Below are 18,595 nucleotides of genomic sequence, written 5' to 3' on the forward strand. Positions count from 1 at the left end.
GGAGCCACCTTTTGTTGGGTATTTACTTTTTTGGCTCTCAATCTAGAAAATGATAAATCTGAAAATTTAAACAATATTTATGCAACACTAGTGATTTTTCGTAGAATTATTTGAAAAAATAGAGGTAGTTTCTGGGAAAATAAAAATTATACTATGTTAACGATCATAGCTTCCCGGCAAAAACACAGGTTTTAGCATACGAATGGGATTTTTGAGTTTCAGGTTAGTTAAAAGGGAGTACACAGCAAAGAGTGCAAAATATTGAGTTTTAGCTAATTAAAAAAACCGGGCTTTTGCCCGGTTTTCTAATCAGCCAGTATTCCGTAATCCTGCCGCAATTCCATTAATCGTTAATAATACTTCAGTTAACACCTCTTCACCAGCCTCATCATCTTCGCGTAACTTGGAAATTAATTCAACTTGTAAGAAGCTGAGAGGGTCAACATATGGATTACGTCTTTTAACAGATTCTTGAATGTTTGGATTGCGATCAAGCAGCTCTCTGTCATCTGTAATTTTTAAGAGAATTTCTTTTGTTAAATTGTATTCCTTATGAATTTCTCCAAAAATACGTGCTGCAATTGATTGATCTTCTACTAGTTCTGTATATTTTTTCGCCGCTGTCATATCCGCCTTCATTAGTGCCATTTGAAGGTTATCAATAGTTGAGCGGAAGAAAGGCCATTTTTTATACATTTGCTGGAGGAGCTCCAGGTTTTCTGCACTTTTTGAAGCAAAGCTATTTAGCCCAGTGCCTGCAGCGTACCAAGCTGGGAAAAGTTGACGGCTCTGTGTCCATGCAAATACCCATGGGATCGCTCGTAAATCCTCAAATCGTTGACTCTTTTTACGGCTCATTGGACGAGAACCGATATTTAGGGCGCCAAGCTCCATTAAAGGAGTTGCTTGCTTAAAATATGTTAAGAAATCTTGATCTTGGAAAACGAGTGATTGGTATTTGATGAGCGAGGTGTCTGAGATTTCCTCGATTGCATTTTCCCAAGCTTTTTCTCGGACATGTCCTTCTTCTGACTCTTGAGACACATGTGCTGCTGCTGTTAATAATGTTGCAACAGCTTGCTCTAAACTACGTTGGGCGATATCTGTAACTAAATAACGAGATGATAATACTTCACCTTGTTCTGTAATTTTAACACCGTCACCTAATGTTTCTTTCGGCTGTGATAAAATGCTCCTATGCAGTGGACCGCCGCCACGGCCTAATGAGCCTCCTCTTCCGTGGAAGAATTTAAGATGGATTGCATATTTTCTCGCCATTTCATGAATTTCCTGCTGTGCTTTATAAAGCTTCCAGTTGGCTGTAAGTGTTCCGCCATCTTTACTTCCATCGGAATAGCCGAGCATGATTTCCTGGTGATTACCTAGTTCATTTAGGTGATCGCGGTAGACGTCCATCTTAAATAAAGTCTCCATAATTTTTGGACCGGCAACTAAATCGTCAACTGTTTCAAGCAATGGTGCGATATTTATTTGACTCTCAATGCTTCCGTCAGGGTGTAGACGATAAAGGCCAAATTCTTTTGCGAGCACAAGGACTTCTAGTAAATCACTTGCCGCCTCAGTCATACTAATTAAATAAACCTCGATTGCCCGCGTTCCGAATTCTAGATGAGCATCTTTGATCATTTTAAATGCTTTTAAGATTTCCTGAGTTTCCTTTGTATAGTCTTCGTGTGAAAGTAAAACTGGACGTGGGTCTTTTAATACACTTTCAAGAACTTTAAGCTTTTCATTTTCAGGAAGTGAAGCGTAGTTTTCAGCGAGCTTTACTTTTTGGAAAATTTCGGTAATAGCTGCTTCGTGTTCTCCGCTGTGATTACGAATATCAAGAGTTGCTAAATGGAAACCAAATAGCTGCACTTGACGAATTAAACGGTTGATATTTTTTAGTTCACGTTCACTAGGCTGATGTTTTTTTAAGCTTTGTTGTATGATGACTAAATCATGTAACAGTTCATTAGACTGCTTATAACCAATTTCAGATTTGCCGATTTGGCGTAACCGCTCTAGAATAATAGCGAATTTTCGACGGTAAATTTCATCCTCCATAACCCACTTTTTATCATCGGGAATTAGCGCTTCTTCTTTTCTGACTGATTTTCTCAGCTTTATCGAAGCGTCAACCCTTGTTGTTGAATGACTGATTCGCTTCATTAATTCAACAATTGCTTCTTTGTATTTTTTTAATACGAGATTTCGCTGGGCTTCAAGGGTTTGCCATGTAATCTCAGGGGTAACATTAGGGTTGCCGTCACGGTCCCCGCCGATCCATGAACCGAATTGAAGGATATTCGGAACTTTCCATTCTTGGCCTGGGAACTTTTCTTTTAAAGAATCCTCTAATTCTTGATGAATATCAGGTAAAACTTCAAATAAGGTTTGATCAAAATAATAGAGGCCGTTTCTTACTTCATCCATGACAGTTGGCTTACGATGACGTAGCTCGTCTGTCTGCCAAAGCGTTGTTACTTCATTAATTAAACTTTCTTCAAGCTCTTTACGTTCTTTTTTAGTCAACAATGTGCTGTCAGATTGTTTTAATATAGAAGCAATTCGCTTTTGAATTTCAAGAACTGTCCTTTTTGTTGATTCAGTTGGATGTGCTGTGATGATCAATTCAAGGGAAAGTGTATCGAGTACATCTTGAATGGTGTCTTCAGGGATCGCATGTTCTTTTAATGACAGAACTGCGCCTTCTAACGACTTAGGCTGTATAATGTGATCATCCTGCAGCTGATATTCACGGCGACGTCTAATCCGGTGATTTTGTTCCGCAATATTCACAAGCTGGAAGTAGATTGAAAACGCACGAATGACCTGCTGGCGTAGAGGCGGCTTTAAACTACTAATCTCATTTTTTAATACTTCATAGCCTTCATTATTGAAGTTGCTACGTAAATCAATTGATAACTTGCGAATTTTTTCTACCGTATCAAGAAGCTCTTCACCACCGTGGTAACGAAGAACTTCTCCAAGAATATTCCCAAGTTTTTTTACATCCTGGCTTAATGGTGAGCTGCTGGTATTGTTTGATTTTAATTCTACAGTCATAGTTGCACCTTCTTTATAATTTATTAAAAATTTTGAAATTACATATTAAAAATTAAGAATGTTCTACTAACCTAGAATAGGAAAATAATTTTATTTTCCTTTGATCATATTTTTCCTTATGAACTAAATGAACAAAAATGTGTATGACAAAGTAAAGTCATTGGCTAAAATTTTTGTCTCACATGTTATAGTTTAACGACAATTTCCTGCTTTGTCTATTTTTGATCTATAGTTGTTATGGTTTACCGCGATAACGATCTATTATTGAGATAGGTTTTAAGGATCAACCGACAGGTCTTGAGATTGTCATGAATGTAGACTAAATTTTATTCACGGCTTAATAATACCAGGTTGATTCCGAAGTTTTTTTGTTAGGGAAGTAATTGGGTTTAAAAAGCTGGTGTTTATTAGTGTAATATAGTTGACTCGTAAAAAATTTCAATGTTCTTGTAAAGCTAGTTGACTTGTTAGCAGAAGGAGAAAAATAAAAGCGAAGCGGCATACAGCCGCTTCAGGACAACTATCGCATTCTAGGAATTCTATACCCATTTTCTATTTTTTCGAATCCAATATGGGGATAGTATTCCATCGCGATAGGAGAGGACAATAGCAATAAAGCTACTTCTTCACCGACATGCTCATGAAGTAATCGGACTAACTCCCTGCCTATCCCCATGTTTTGATACTCTTTATGAACAGCTAAGTCTGATAAGTAACAGCAGTAGCTGAAATCCGTAATGGCTCTCGCTATTCCAACCAGTTTGTCATCAACCCAAGCTGTAATGATGACATCAGCATGATCGATCATTCGTTGAAGGCGCGGTAAATCATCAGAAGGTCTTTTAATTCCAGACATTTTAAATACACTTGAAACATCTTCTGGACTGACTGCTGCATCGGTTTTATAGATTATCTGCTTCCTATTTTTCATATTGTCCCCCAGATAAATAAAGTAATTTTATCATAGTGTCCTATTTAATGGATGAATTTGCAAATCTACTTTAATTAAAAATACTCCAATAAGTGATTTTTTCGGTTTCTTCTGAAAAGGGACTGGATAGGATTTAAATTCGAACTTAAGGAGCAGTTCTTTTTCTTTTGAAGCTATTTAGCCGTTTAATTCAATTGAAAATTGGAATGATAACAATAAATAAAAAGTGGTGGTGAACCCTCGTGTTTAGATTATTGGTATCTTCCATATTGGCATTTTTATTGGCATTCCATTCGTATAATCATGATGTTCTTGCGCGTTCACTAACAATTGAAGATTGTATCACCCTTCTAAACGATAAAGTTCAACAAGATATCATATCCAGTTTTCCCTTCTTAAAAAATTTAAAGAAAAATGACAGTGCATTGACTTTTAGTTATGAGGAATTAATTAAGATGAGGATTCCGTTAGGAGAAGAGGAAACCCATCTAAATTCACTTATTTCACTATTCCATGGAACTTCAATTGGAAACAGACATTTATTAATAATAAATGATAAGTACAGTGAAAAATGGCAGAATTCCTTCACAGGTTATTTATTTTATAAGGAATTAAATGGAACAAACATCCTTCTAACAATAAAACGAGGACCTCAAAAGTGGGAAGTAGTAAAACGAAGTAAAGTTTGGGGAAGATATATAACGTTTGAACATATAAGTAAAGATTGTGTAAGAAATCATTAGCTGCTTCTTCAACGTGAGACAGTAGTCCACAGGAGGGGGTGTAAGCCTCTTTTTATTTAATAATTTCAGAATTAATATGTTATCCCACTTTTAGAGGTTTCAAAAAAATTTAAGAAAAACAAGTAGATTTTGTCTATTTTTGTCGAATAATCGATATTTTGAAATTATCGAAGATAACTCTCTCGATTTCGAAGATTAAAGGTGAAAGATCGAAGATAAATCTTAGATTTCGAAGATATAAAGGAAAAATCAAAGATAGGTTTGAACTATCAATGGATAATCAAATGCAAATAGCGTTTGTTATTGTATGGGCAAAAGGAAATTATTTGAATAGTGACCAAAATTAAGAAAAAATTCCTAAAAAGCCAGCAAAAGAGTATAGGTGAAAAGAAATTAGCCCAATCAACCTTTGCGTTCTTGCTATATCTTGTTTAATAGTAGAAATATTCTTTTAATCAAAGAAAAATGACATTTCTCAATAAATCCTTAACAGCTAAGTTTTTTACGAAAGATTAACAAACATTAATTTTTTAAATCCCCAAAAGAAAATTTTTACCAAGTAAATAGATTGAAAACATCTCTCACATAGGATTCTTCGTAATTTATTTGTTTAAAAAAATAGTAATTAAAATGTTTAGAATATGAATGATAGGGAAAAAACGAATGAGAAAGCGATGAGCGTGATATGTTTTATTGTAGACAATAAAAGCTGTGAAGGGGTAAAAAATAATGAAATTATACAGTTGATTTTATTTTTATGCGTGTTATAATGAATACTAATTTTAAAGCGAAAAACAAAGGTGGTTCAGATGAGAGTTGGAATTGTTGGTTCAACAGGTTACGGAGGAGTAGAAATTTACAGATTGCTATCAAAGCATAAATATGTAGAAGAATGTATAATTTATTCATCTTCTGAAAGTGGGAAGCTTTATGAGGAATCTTATCCGCATTTAACAGGCAGTCATACCCATTTAAAAAGTATTGATGTAGATCAAATTGAAAACGATGTTGATGTTCTATTTTTAGCGACTCCCCCAGGAGTTTCCACTAAATTATCTCCTCAATTTATTGAGAGAAGTGTAAAAGTGATTGATTTGTCAGGTGATCTTCGTTTGAAATCATCTCATACTTATAAAAACTGGTACAAACGAGAAGCTGCCCCAGCAGACCTTCTTAATGAAGCTGTCTATGGACTTTGCGAGGTTAATCATGATCAAATACAATCTGCTAAATTTATCGCAAATCCAGGCTGTTTCCCAACTGCCACTTTGCTTGGTCTGGCCCCTCTTACAAAAGCGAAAGCTTATAAGGAAGATTCTATTATAGTTGATGCTAAAACCGGTGTTTCAGGTGCAGGGAGGAAAGCCTCACTAGCTACACATTTTGGCGAAATAAACGAAAACTTAAAAATTTATAAAGTGAATGAGCATCAGCACATTCCTGAAATAGAACAATCGTTAACAGAGTGGAATCAAGATGTGGCACCAATTACGTTTAGCACCCATTTAATTCCGATGACTAGAGGAATTATGTCAACCATCTATGTCACTTTAAAGAAAGAAAGCCAGATTAACAGTTTAAAAGAGATGTATGAAGCATATTATGAGAAATCTCCATTTGTAAGAATCCGACCCATAGGGTCCTACCCAGCTACAAAAGAAGTGTTTGGCTCAAATTACTGTGATATTGGATTAGCTTACGATGACCGTACAGGCAGGGTAACAATCGTGTCTGTTATCGACAACCTTTTGAAGGGTGCAGCAGGTCAAGCGGTTCAGAATTTCAACATTCAAAACGGATACGAAGAAATAACAGGTTTGGATTCATACCCTGTATATCCATAAGGGATGCAACCAACAGAAGGGGCTTTTTAACCTCAGCTGTTGATCAGAGCAGGGAAAAAACAGGCGGAGGTAGATGGCATTGCTACAAATGGAAGAGTCTCTTGTTAATAAAATTGAAAATGGAACAGTCATTACACCGAAGGGCTTTAAAGCTGACGGGATTCATATTGGATTAAGACATTCAAAAAAAGATTTAGGTATTATTTTTAGTGAAGTACCTGCAAACAGTGCTGCAGTATATACACAAAGCCATTTTCAAGCAGCACCCCTGCTTGTAACTCAGCAAAGTATTGCAAAAGAAGGAAAACTGCAGGCTGTCGTTGTGAATAGTGCAATCGCTAATGCATGTACTGGAGAAAAGGGTTTAGAGGATGCAAATGAGATGAGGAAGCTATGTGCAAACAAATTCTCCTTATCAGAACACTATGTTGCTGTTGCTTCAACTGGAGTGATCGGCGAATATTTAAATATGGATTTGATTTCGAAGGGTATTCAGGAATTAAAGCCTGGTGCTGAAACTGCCTCAGCTGATTCCTTTGAACAGGCGATTTTAACAACAGACTTGGTTCAGAAGAATGCTTGTGTCCAAGTGGAAATTGATGGGAAGACAGTCACGATCGGAGGAGCCTCAAAAGGGTCAGGAATGATACATCCAAATATGGCCACTATGCTTGGTTTTGTTACAACAGATGCTGCCATTGACACCGCGTCCTTACATGAAGCGTTAAGAGAGGTAACGAATCAATCATTCAATCAAATTACGGTTGACGGAGAAACCTCAACAAATGATATGGTGCTTGTCATGGCAAATGGCCTTGCAGAAAATCAGCCTCTTAATTCATCCCATCCACAATGGGACACGTTTAAATTTGCGTTAAAGCTGGTTTCCGAGGAATTAGCTAAGCAAATTGCTAAAGATGGAGAAGGCGCCACAAGATTGATTGAAGTAAACGTATGTGGTGCGGAAAGCGAAAAGGATGCAAGAGTCATCTCGAAGAAGATTGTCGGTTCTAACCTAGTTAAAACCGCAGTATATGGAGCAGATGCAAACTGGGGCCGGATTATTGGTGCTATTGGTCATAGTGATGCAGCGGTAGATCCATCTAAGGTGTCAGTTTACTTAAAAGATATATGCCTCTTTAAAGAAGGAACTCCTCAGAGCTTCTCAGAGGAGGATGCAACAAAATATCTGCAAAATAAAACGGTTGTATTCGATATTTTCCTAAATATTGGTGAAGGAAATGGAACGGCTTGGGGATGCGACTTAACGTATGACTACGTCAAAATAAACGCAAGCTATCGTACTTAATAGCGTGTCATTAATGATACAACAGGGGAGAAAGGGATAAGGAGAGGACAATGGATAAAATTATCGTTTTAAAATGCGGCGGAAGTGTAATTGAGAAGTTAGCTGAATGCTTTTATTCCAATATTCAGGCTCTGCAAAATGACGGATACAAGGTAGTAATCGTTCATGGTGGAGGTCCCGACATAACAAACACGTTAAAGGCGATGAACATACCGACAGAATTTTATCATGGCCAAAGAAAAACGACACAAGCTGTTTTAGAGGTAGCAGAAATGGTTTTATCAGGGAAGATTAATAAAAAGCTGGTAAACAATCTGCAGGAAAACGGCATAAATGCAGTAGGGTTATCAGGAAAAGACGGAAATCTATTAACAGCAGACTTTCTTGATAAAAAAACAATGGGGTACGTTGGCAAGGTAACAAAGATTGAAACTGAAATCATCAAAACTTTAGTAGATAAAAACTATCTACCTGTTATTGCTCCACTTGGAAAAACTAGTGATTATCAGACATTAAACATAAATGCCGATGTAGCTGCAGGTGCAATTGCTTCTGCACTAAATGCGGAAAAGCTTTTATTTGTAACGGATGTACCAGGAATTTTGAATGAAGAGAAATTGATTGCTGAAACAACACCAGAAGAAATTGAACAATTCATTGAATCCGGCGTTATTCATGGAGGAATGATTCCAAAAGTAAAAACGGCAGTCGCTTCTCTGTCTGAAAAGCTGGAAGAAGTCATGATTGTAACAGGTGAAAAATCCTTCCTGGATGAAAAAAAATTTATCGGAACTAAAGTATTTCGCAAGAAGGAGGCTGTTTTGTAAGTGAGCTATTTATTCCCAAACTATAACAGATGGGACATTTCTATAAAGGAAGCTATAGGAACAAAAGTCATTGATGATAAAGGCAAAGAATACCTAGACTTTGTATCTGGCATCGCCGTATGTAATCTAGGCCACTGCCATCCTGCGGTAGTAGAAGCTGTAAAAGCACAGACGGAACAAGTATGGCACGTTTCTAATTTATTTCAAATCGATTTACAGGAACAAGTCGCTAAGCTTCTAGTTGAGAATAGCTCAGGCGATGCTGTTTTCTTTTGTAACAGCGGCGCAGAAGCAAATGAAGCAGCCATCAAACTTGCGAGAAAGCATACTGGAAAATCAAAGGTGATTACCTTTAAACAGTCATTTCATGGTCGTACTTTTGCTACAATGGCTGCAACTGGTCAGGCGAAGGTTAAAGAAGGGTTCGGCCCTATGCTGCAATCCTTTGATTATCTTCCATATAATGAGTCTAAAAAGCTTGAACAACTAGAAGATGATACGATTGCAGCAATCATGGTAGAAGTCATTCAAGGAGAAGGCGGTGTCCATCAGGCCACTAAGGAATTTCTAGAAAAAGCCGCCGAAACATGTAAACGTCTAAACGCACTTTTAATCATTGATGAAATACAAACAGGGATCGGCAGAACAGGAAAGCCTTTCGCTTATCAGAACTTTGGGCTTTCACCAGATATAGTGACAGTTGCAAAAGGACTCGGCAATGGTTTTCCGGTGGGAGCGATGATTGGTAAGGAAGAACTTACTTCATCCTTTTCGCCTGGCTCTCATGGTTCAACGTTTGGAGGAAACCCTTTAGCAATGGCGGCCGCGAAAGCTACCTTAGAAACGATTTTCCAAGAAGAATTTCTAGACGAAGTGACAAGGCTTGGAAATGAAATGGTTCAAGAGCTGACTGAAAAGCTGGCCAAGTGTGATACAGTGGAAGAAATTCGCGGCAAGGGTCTTATGATCGGTATACAGTGCAAGGAAGAAACGGCTCCTTTTATTACACATCTCAGACAAGAAGGCTTGCTAACCTTACCGGCCGGACCAAATGTTATTAGATTGCTGCCGCCGCTCAATGTAACATTTGAAGAAATAACAATAGCTGTTAATAAAATATCAGAAGTATTAAATCGAGCATCAAAGGTTGCATTTTGATGGAAAATTTCATTTTAGCTCTTTACTAAAAGTCACAGATGTGAGATCTTTAAAGAAAGGCAATCGGCGGATCGCCGATTGCTTCTAATCTCGCATCATGCAACTCATCTCAGGGAGCTAGAAGTGATAGACATTTTTTATTAAGCCAAAAGTTTGCAAGAACAACTTTTTTTTTTTGACTAATATGTATAAAAATCCATTTGTTAAAATAAATATTCATCCAGAGGTGATTGATCGTGAAAGGGTATTTAACACTAGAAGATGGAAGCCAATTTGAAGGAGAATTAGATGATCCGTCTTCCTGTGAAGGTGAGATTGTATTTTATACTGGCATGACAGGCTACCAGGAAGTGCTGACAGATCCTTCCTATCATAACCAGATCGTAGTGTTTACGTATCCGTTGATAGGTAATTATGGGATAAATACGGCCGACTTTGAGAGTAAAAAGCCCCAAGTAAAGGGAGCTATTTTTTACGAATGCTGTGATGCTTTTTCTCATTATGAAGCAAAGCGCAGTGTAAAGGATTATTTGGGGAAATGGAAGGTTCCATACCTTTACCATACAGATACCAGGGAAGTCGTGAAAAGGATCCGAGTAAACGGCTCTATGAAAGCGTCTATTTCCATTGACGGGACAAAGTCTTTAGATTCGTTTGAGGAAGCTCTTGTTGAAAAAGTAGCTTGTACAAATTTAATGACTTGTGGAGAAGGCGATCTCCATATTGCCCTCATTGATTTTGGCTTTAAAAAATCAATTTTACAATCATTAGTGGACCGTCAATGTAAAGTAACGGTCATTCCATATCATCAGCTTCATGAAGTGATGGCTCTTTCACCTGACGGAGTTGTTTTTTCAAATGGACCGGGTGATCCTAAACAGCTAACTTCTTATTTGGAGCAAATTAAGCAAGTGGCTTCGTCTTATCCATCATTAGGAATTTGTCTAGGACATCAGCTGCTTACCTTAGCCTTTGGGGGAAATACGAAGAAACTATCATTCGGACACCGCGGAGCTAATCATCCTGTGGTGGATACCCATACCGGAAAAGTATTTATGACTTCACAAAATCACAGCTATGTTGTGGATAGTGAAAGTCTTGAGCAGACGGAATTATTGGTAAGATTTAAACATATAAATGATGATTCAGTAGAAGGAATTTATCATCCGGAGTATCCAATAATGTCAGTTCAATTTCATCCTGAAGCACATCCAGGACCGACTGATACAGAATGGATATTTGATGAATTTCTAGCAAATGTACGTCAACCAAGGAGAGAAATCGCATATGCCTAAACAACAAGCTCTGAAAAAAATTTTAGTGATTGGATCAGGACCTATTATTATTGGGCAGGCAGCTGAATTTGATTATTCTGGTACACAGGGTTGTATGGCACTAAAAGAGGAAGGCTATGATGTCGTACTGGTCAATAATAATCCGGCAACCATTATGACTGATGAGCTGTTTGCCAATAAAATCTATTTTGAGCCTCTTTCTGTAAAAAGTATTACAAAGATTATTGAAAAGGAAAGGCCTGATGGATTACTTGCCAACCTTGGAGGGCAAACAGGATTAAATTTAGCTGTTAAGCTCGATGAAAAAGGTGTATTGGACAAATACAATGTAAAGCTTCTTGGGACGTCTGTCGATTCTATTCAAAAAGGGGAGGACCGCGAAAAGTTCAGATCCCTTATGCATGAATTGAACCAGCCTGTTCCTGACAGTGAAATCATTCAAACAGTTGAAGAAGCTGTTGAATTCTCAAAAACGATTGGCTTTCCCGTTATTGTTAGACCGGCCTATACACTAGGGGGCAGAGGGGGAGGAATTGCTGAGGATAAAGAAAAGCTCATTTCACTTGTTAAAGGCGGCATTTCTGCAAGTCCGATTGGTCAATGCTTGATTGAAAAAAGTATTGCCGGGTTTAAAGAAATTGAGTATGAGGTAATGAGAGATCAAAACGGGACATGTATTACGGTTTGTAATATGGAAAACATCGATCCGGTCGGAATTCATACAGGTGATTCTATAGTAGTCGCTCCGTCACAAACCTTAACAGATACAGAGTATCAAATGCTGAGAAGTGCGTCTCTTACCATCATTAAAGCACTTGATGTAGTTGGAGGGTGCAACATTCAATTTGCGCTTGATCCAGATAGTAAGCAATACTACGTAATTGAAGTCAACCCAAGGGTAAGCCGTTCATCCGCGCTTGCATCAAAAGCGACTGGCTATCCAATTGCCAAAATTGCGGCAAAGCTTGCTGTCGGCTATTCCTTACATGAAGTGAAAAATCCGCTCACCCAATCAACATATGCAAGCTTTGAACCAGCATTAGACTATGTTGTTGTCAAATTTCCGCGCTGGCCGTTTGACAAATTTAAAGATGCGGACCGCCTGCTCGGGACAAAAATGAAGGCAACTGGAGAAGTTATGGCAATTGATCGCAACCTCGAATCAGCTTTGCAAAAAGCCGTCAATTCATTAGAACTTGACAATGAGGGGACTTTCTTGCCTGAGCTTCAGAATTTATCTGATGAGGTTCTAATGAAGCTTGCTGCAAAAGCGGATGACCGTCGGTTCTTTGTTCTGATGGAACTATTAAGGAGAAACTATTCAATTGCCGAGCTTCATGAGCTGACGAAAATTGACTTTTTCTTTTTAAGTAAATTTGAGTACTTAATTGGGCAGGAAAAATCCCTTCATGAGAAAACACTGAATTCAATTTCAAAGGAACATTTGGCATCATTAAAAGAAAAAGGTTTTTCTGATCAAGTCATTGCAAAGTTTTTAGGCTGCAGCGAGCTTGAACTAAGAGAACACCGGAAACAGCTCGGGATAAAAGCTGTCTTTAAACAGGTGGATACATGTGCGGCTGAGTTTGCGGCAAGAACAAACTACTTTTACTCAAGCTATTTTGGCTTATCAGACCAAAGGGATTCCCTGGATAATAAGAAGAAAGCATTAGTGATCGGCTCAGGACCGATTCGGATTGGTCAAGGTGTCGAATTTGATTATAGTGCAGTACAAGGGTTAATGGCTCTTCAAAAGTTAGGCTATGAGACGATCATGATTAATAACAACCCAGAAACTGTTAGTACAGATTATGAGATTGCAGACCGTCTTTATTTTGAGCCATTAACGGTTGAACATATTTTGAATGTGATTGAAGAAGAAGAGATTGATGTAACACTCGTCCAATTTGGCGGACAAACAGCAATCAATCTAGTTGATGACTTAGAGAAAGCAGGCGTCAAATTACTCGGAACAGATTCTTATACATTAGATGTACTGGAAGATCGCGAAAAGTTCTATAAACTGCTTGATTCTCTGGAGCTTCCTCACGCAGCAGGCTATACTGCATTTTCTAAAGATGAAGCCGTTTCTCAAGCTGAAAAAATAGGCTTTCCTATATTGCTGAGACCTTCTTATGTTATAGGAGGCAAGGGGATGCACATTGTGGAATCCAATGACCAACTTATTACATTGCTGCAAGCTGCTGACAGCAATCAATACCCATTGCTTATTGATAAATATATTACGGGAAAAGAAATTGAGCTGGATCTTATAGCAGATGGCCACGATGTGTTTATCCCAACTGTGATTGAACATATTGAACGAGCAGGCGTTCATTCTGGTGATAGCTTCGCAATGCTTCCGAGCCAATCGATCAGCAAGGAAACGACGGAGAAGCTTCATATTTTCTCTGAGAAAATTGTAAGAGCACTGCAATTTAAAGGGATTATGAATATCCAATTTTTAATCGAAGATTCGAGCATTTATATTTTGGAAGTAAACCCGCGGGCAAGCAGAACGGTTCCGGTTGTCAGTAAAGTCATGGAGATTCCAATGGTTGGGCATGCTACAAAATTACTGACAGGCGAACAGTTAGCGGCATTAAACTTGCCGGTTCATATGGAAGATCCATCATATGTTGCAGTCAAATTTCCGGTTTTCTCAAGCCATGCCCTGCAGGATGTTGATCCAAAGGTCGGGCCTGAAATGAAATCAACTGGGGAAGGGCTTTGTATTGGATTAAGTGTTGATGAAGCTTTAGCTAAAGTTTTTGAAGCAACGATTGAAAAAGAAGGGACAGTATTTATTGATCAAATCGATGCTCAATTAGAAGCCGAGCTTTCACTGGCTGGAATAACGGCAGTTTCAGAGGAATTTGAACAATGGCTTTATCAATCGGAAGCTCTTATCTATTTAAGTAATCAACAAACAGACAAAAAGCAAAAGCAAAGACTATTAGCCACAGAGCGGGGAATTCCTGTTTTTACTGAAAAAGAAACCCTGCTTGCATTTTTGAAAGGTGTCCAAAATGATGGTAAACATGATGTGTTAGCCATTCAAGATCACCGGAATGCAAACATGAGCTATAGCTCATAGCTTAATTAATACAACCGAAAAAGGATAATGGCTTACTAGCTATACGCCTTTTCCTAACAAAAAAGGAAGTGACTTTATATGTATTCATTAAAACTGGCAAGCGAAAAAAAGCCTTCCCTATTTGGAAAGGATTTATTAACTTTATTTGACTATACTACTGAAGAAATTCTTTTTCTATTAGAAGAAGCAATCGAATTGAAAAAAAACCCTGTCCAATCTATTTTTTATGGGAAAACATTAGCCATGATTTTTGAAAAGTCATCAACAAGAACGCGTGTCTCATTTGAAGCGGGAATGTCACAGCTTGGAGGTCATGCTCTATATTTAAATAGTCAGGACTTGCAGCTGGGACGAGGAGAAACAATTGCTGATACAGCAAAAGTGCTTTCTTCCTATGTAGATGCAATCATGATTCGTACTTTTGAACATGAAAAAGTAGAGGAGCTTGCCAAACATGCAAGCGTGCCTGTAATAAATGGATTGAGCGATTTGTACCATCCGTGCCAAGCGCTCGCTGATCTGTTAACAATCTACGAAGAGAAACAATCATTTGATGATGTAAAACTAACCTATGTTGGAGATAGCAACAATGTGGCTCATTCTTTAATGATTGGATGTGCAAAGGTTGGAATTGATTTTACATTAGCTTGCCCAAAGGGGTATGAACCAAATGAGCAAATAATCAAACAAGCAAGTGAAGCGGCAAAGAATACAGGAGGATCAATTGATCTTCAACATGATGCTAAAGAAGCGGTAAAGAGTGCAGACTATATATACACAGATGTGTGGACTAGTATGGGCCAGGAGAAAGAAAGCGCAGAACGGTTAACTGCCTTCCAAGGCTATCAAGTCAATGCTGAGCTCGTATCAAATGCCAACTCATCCTATAAATTTTTGCACTGTCTGCCCGCGCATCGCGGTGAAGAAGTGACTGCTGATATCATTGACGGCGTTAACTCGTCTGTATTTACCCAAGCTGAAAACCGGCTCCATGCCCAAAAGGCATTATTGAAAAATGTATTATTAAAATAAAGTAAATCTTCCACCAGTATAGAATAAGAGCTGAATCCTTAATTTGGACAGCTCTTTTTATTTTGCTCTATAAAGTGTAAAGAGAGGGCATCTATTTTCATGAAAATCAGGTTCAATGGTCATAATAAAGGAAAGCTTCCATCATTGGGAGGTATGGGATAATTGAAAAGGAGGGTACGAAATGGGTCAACAACATCAATTTCGTCCAGGTCAAAAAGCACCTAACAATGGGATATATGTTGAGATAGGAGAAACAGGATCAACGGTTGTTAAACCAAAGAAAGTGAAATTAAAGGCTGGCGACCAGTTCCCGGAAACATCAAATCACAATCGACTTTGGTCTTATCAGAGAAAACCATAATAAATAAAAATACCGATGAAAGAACGAAAAGCTCAGGGGCGCTAGTCCTTCGGCGACAAGCATTCGGACGAGCCGGCTGGAAGGTTGTTCTTTAACATTCTCGGGCGGATTGGCCCTGAAACCTAAGGGCCGACGGCGCCCGACCGGCAAGGACGTCACGTCCTTATGCCTGCCGGCACGAAGACGTCCTGTCCGCCTGCGCTGGACATCAATAGATAACTTTAATACGTTAACATTTAAAAAACAACTTAAATTGCTTTCTGAAACTATAAAAAAGGGTAACCACCAATTTAAAGTGGATACCCTTTTTGTAATAAGAGAAGAAATTTATTCTAAATTTAAAAAGAAATTGTGATAAGGTAAATTTAAGTGAACAAAACTGCACCTTATCGAAAAAGTGCTTAAGTAAAATGATAAAGGATCAAAAGGTTATTTTTAAAAAGAAATCGGCTTTTTGCCGATTTCACCCAATCTAACCGCTCACCTCTAATTTCTAGAAAGCAGGCACCCTATGCTCTAAATATTAATGTTGACCTTCAGAAGTAGGCTCATTAGGAATTACCGCTGCGATAAACAGGATGAGAACGGTTCCAGCAACAGCCAGAATAGTCGCCGTTGTGAAGCTATAAGCAGTTCCGACCATAGAAGATACCACATAAGTTGCCATATGAATCAATAAGAAGGCCCAAAAAAATGTCCAAAAAAAACGCACCAAATTCACCTCATTTTCCAGACGATTCTCACATAATAGTATCATACAAAGGCTGAAGAATAAAGTGAAATTTCATTTCCAGTTTCAATGATCTTATTAGGTGCGTTTACTCATTGAAATCTTTCAAAATCTGGTGTTAATTAAGGGACAGCCGCCGAAATTATATGGATCAATCCGGCGATATTATTGCTTTACTCTATTTTACACCCAAAAAAATTTTCGGCAGAATTAGGTATTCCCCTATGCCTTCGTTAGCTTTTCTTCATACCATATAAAGCGCAGGCTAAACTCTTTAACAAGAAAGGTGGTGCAGGCATGTGATGGAGATTACGGAACGATTTTTCTTGCAGGACGGCCAGTGGAATGTGATTCATTTACCGTATAAACCTAATGGTTTCGGAGTATTTATCTTAGGGGATCGCACCCATTTTGTAGACGATCAATCAAGCTTTTGGATTCAGCATTATGGAAGGAATCAGTTGTTATCAACGATTCGACGAGAGGGATACACTTTATTTCAATCTAACTTATTCGGGAAAAATTGGGGTTCTGAAACTGCTGTAACCTATGCAAAGCAATTAATTCATGTTGTATTAAAAAAGGAAATTTTGAATGAGAAAATTCACCTTATTGCTGAGGGAATGGGCGGATTGATTGCCCTTGAATTAATGGAAAGCATTCCTGAGAAGCTCCGTTCTGTTGCCATGTTCAATCCTTGCCTGGACCTTCAGACATATATTTCTCAAGAAAAGGAAAATAAATTTTTTTATAAACATTTAGTTAAGGAACTTTCTAATGCTTATAACATCGATGAAAAAGAATTAGATGGAGCAACCTTCAAAACACTTTCTGACTATGAATCCCTGCATCCAGTTAGGATATGGCAGCGAATGACCAATACTCCTTATTCCTATCAGCAGCACAGCAGGAAATATGAGGATCAAAGAAAAAATACTGCTTCCCCAATTGAATTGACGTTCCATCTTGCCGATAATCCCTATCGTGTCAACCAATCGGTTGTGAAATTCTTCAAGGCACATGAGAAGAATTTATAGCTGTGATGGAGGTACCAGATACTAAAGGTACCTGGTACCTCATAAAAGCATACGATACAGTAACATAATTTGGAGGCGAAATTCTATGCAAAGCCAACTTGTTTTTGGAGCAAATGAATTTCTAGGCTTAACCCTATGTGAACATTTCCTTCAGGAGGGGTTACCTGTAAAGGGGATAATGCTTCCCAAAACAGACCCAGTATCAATAAAAATAATCGATGAGCGTTTAATGCTTACTGGAAGAAATGCATTATTTACAACTAGTACCTTTGATGGAAATCTGGAGATTAAGGGTGATGATTATCAAACGATATACATGATCGGTCATCACATTAATAAACCTCAATTAGAAGCGGCATTAAAAGTTTCTTTAGAGAACAATCTATCATTTGTTTTTATTACTAATTTATTTCAAGATGAAGAAAATGAAAGCCGTGTATTTGAAGATATGATCAGGAAAAGGCTGGAAAAAAGCCAGATCAGCTATTCAATCATTAGAGTGCCGACGCTTTTTGGATCATGGAGCCCCGAAAGCTCAAAAGAACAAGTTCGTATATTGGTAAAAGCTTATCCATATATAATGGTGGTTGAAGATGCAGCAGAAACTATAGTTCATTTGAGCAAAAAAAAGAAAAGCACTGTAATAAATCTTTTTGCTGATTATGAAAAAGATCCTGAAATCCAATCATGGGATGTCGAGCAGTTTGATGCAAACCGGCTAAATAATGAAGAATATTATGTACTTTCAAATCCGACCTCTATAAAAGAAGCAATTACTATTCAAAAGGAAATCGAGGAAAGATTTGCTCTTTTGCATGAATGAGATTTAACGGTCCTTGTGTAAAAAATAGGATTAGTGCACTGAAAATTAGAACAAGAAACGATCAATATTTATGAATAAATACCTAATATAAATTTTTCTTGTCCTATTTTGTCGAATAAGGCTAAAATATAGTTATGAATGATGAATAATTAGCACTAGTTTGCAAGAAAAGTAAGCCTATCTCTTTAATAGTTAATCCTTTTAAGGGATGATATAAAAGGATCGATTTAGTTTTTATGGTAGTTTCAGAAAGCATTCCTGTATTAAAGCAAAATGGGGTTTGAATAAAAAAAGTCCCCTTGGTATGATACGAGGTGTCCAAAGCTGCGCAGCACA

The 18,595-nt window shown here is 37.8% G+C and carries 14 protein-coding genes; 11 read left to right on the forward strand and 3 right to left on the reverse strand.

Annotated features, from left to right (window positions below):
* Positions 1–309: 309 nt before the first annotated feature.
* Entirely contained in the window at positions 310–3,072 is a 2,763-nt protein-coding gene (gene ppc, locus IC621_RS25020; protein ID WP_191162621.1) for a phosphoenolpyruvate carboxylase, read from the reverse strand.
* 520 nt (positions 3,073–3,592) lie between these two features.
* Positions 3,593–4,003, reverse strand: a complete 411-nt coding sequence (locus IC621_RS25025; protein WP_191162623.1) for a GNAT family N-acetyltransferase — start codon at positions 4,001–4,003, stop codon at positions 3,593–3,595.
* Positions 4,004–4,245: 242 nt separating this feature from the next.
* On the opposite strand from IC621_RS25025, the gene IC621_RS25030 reads away from it, so the two are divergent.
* The 9 genes from IC621_RS25030 to IC621_RS25070 all read left to right on the forward strand — a co-directional run bounded on the left by IC621_RS25030 (position 4,246) and on the right by IC621_RS25070 (position 15,669).
* A complete protein-coding gene (locus tag IC621_RS25030; RefSeq protein WP_191162625.1) occupies positions 4,246–4,746 on the forward strand; it encodes a hypothetical protein in 501 nt (166 codons plus the stop codon).
* An 809-nt stretch (positions 4,747–5,555) separates the two neighbouring features.
* Positions 5,556–6,590, forward strand: coding sequence for an N-acetyl-gamma-glutamyl-phosphate reductase (argC, locus tag IC621_RS25035; RefSeq protein ID WP_191162627.1), 1,035 nt, complete (start codon positions 5,556–5,558; stop codon positions 6,588–6,590).
* A 73-nt stretch (positions 6,591–6,663) separates the two neighbouring features.
* Positions 6,664–7,899: a bifunctional ornithine acetyltransferase/N-acetylglutamate synthase gene (gene argJ, locus IC621_RS25040; protein WP_191162629.1), complete on the forward strand. Its 1,236-nt coding sequence runs from the start codon at positions 6,664–6,666 to the stop codon at positions 7,897–7,899.
* Positions 7,900–7,949: 50 nt separating this feature from the next.
* On the forward strand, positions 7,950–8,726 hold the full coding sequence (argB, locus tag IC621_RS25045) for an acetylglutamate kinase (protein ID WP_191162631.1): 777 nt from the start codon (positions 7,950–7,952) through the stop codon (positions 8,724–8,726).
* On the forward strand, positions 8,727–9,884 hold the full coding sequence (locus IC621_RS25050) for an acetylornithine transaminase (RefSeq protein ID WP_191162633.1): 1,158 nt from the start codon (positions 8,727–8,729) through the stop codon (positions 9,882–9,884).
* Between the two features lie 236 nt (positions 9,885–10,120).
* Positions 10,121–11,179 (forward strand): carbamoyl phosphate synthase small subunit, encoded by a 1,059-nt coding sequence (locus IC621_RS25055; protein WP_191162635.1) that lies wholly within the window; start codon positions 10,121–10,123, stop codon positions 11,177–11,179.
* On the forward strand, positions 11,172–14,276 hold the full coding sequence (locus tag IC621_RS25060) for a carbamoyl phosphate synthase large subunit (RefSeq protein ID WP_191162636.1): 3,105 nt from the start codon (positions 11,172–11,174) through the stop codon (positions 14,274–14,276). The genes IC621_RS25055 and IC621_RS25060 overlap by 8 nt, the downstream gene beginning before the upstream one ends.
* Before the next feature lie 78 nt (positions 14,277–14,354).
* Positions 14,355–15,308 carry an ornithine carbamoyltransferase gene (gene argF, locus IC621_RS25065; RefSeq protein ID WP_191162638.1) on the forward strand — a complete coding sequence of 318 codons (954 nt, stop codon included), beginning with the start codon at positions 14,355–14,357 and terminating at the stop codon, positions 15,306–15,308.
* Positions 15,309–15,489: 181 nt separating this feature from the next.
* Complete coding sequence (locus tag IC621_RS25070; RefSeq protein WP_191162640.1) at positions 15,490–15,669, forward strand: YjzC family protein; 180 nt, start codon at positions 15,490–15,492, stop codon at positions 15,667–15,669.
* A 523-nt stretch (positions 15,670–16,192) separates the two neighbouring features.
* Here the strand turns inward: IC621_RS25070 and IC621_RS25075 are convergent.
* Positions 16,193–16,381: a YjzD family protein gene (locus tag IC621_RS25075; RefSeq protein WP_191162643.1), complete on the reverse strand. Its 189-nt coding sequence runs from the start codon at positions 16,379–16,381 to the stop codon at positions 16,193–16,195.
* Between the two features lie 320 nt (positions 16,382–16,701).
* Here IC621_RS25075 and IC621_RS25080 point away from each other — a divergent pair, with 320 nt between their 5' ends.
* Together IC621_RS25080 and IC621_RS25085 are read left to right on the forward strand one after the other, a co-directional pair.
* On the forward strand, positions 16,702–17,436 hold the full coding sequence (locus tag IC621_RS25080; RefSeq protein WP_191162646.1) for a lipase family protein: 735 nt from the start codon (positions 16,702–16,704) through the stop codon (positions 17,434–17,436).
* Positions 17,437–17,521: 85 nt separating this feature from the next.
* Positions 17,522–18,259 (forward strand): hypothetical protein, encoded by a 738-nt coding sequence (locus IC621_RS25085; RefSeq protein WP_191162644.1) that lies wholly within the window; start codon positions 17,522–17,524, stop codon positions 18,257–18,259.
* Positions 18,260–18,595: the final 336 nt, after the last annotated feature.

The organism is Metabacillus arenae, from assembly GCF_014773385.1.
GTDB lineage: Bacteria > Bacillota > Bacilli > Bacillales > Bacillaceae > Metabacillus_D > Metabacillus_D arenae.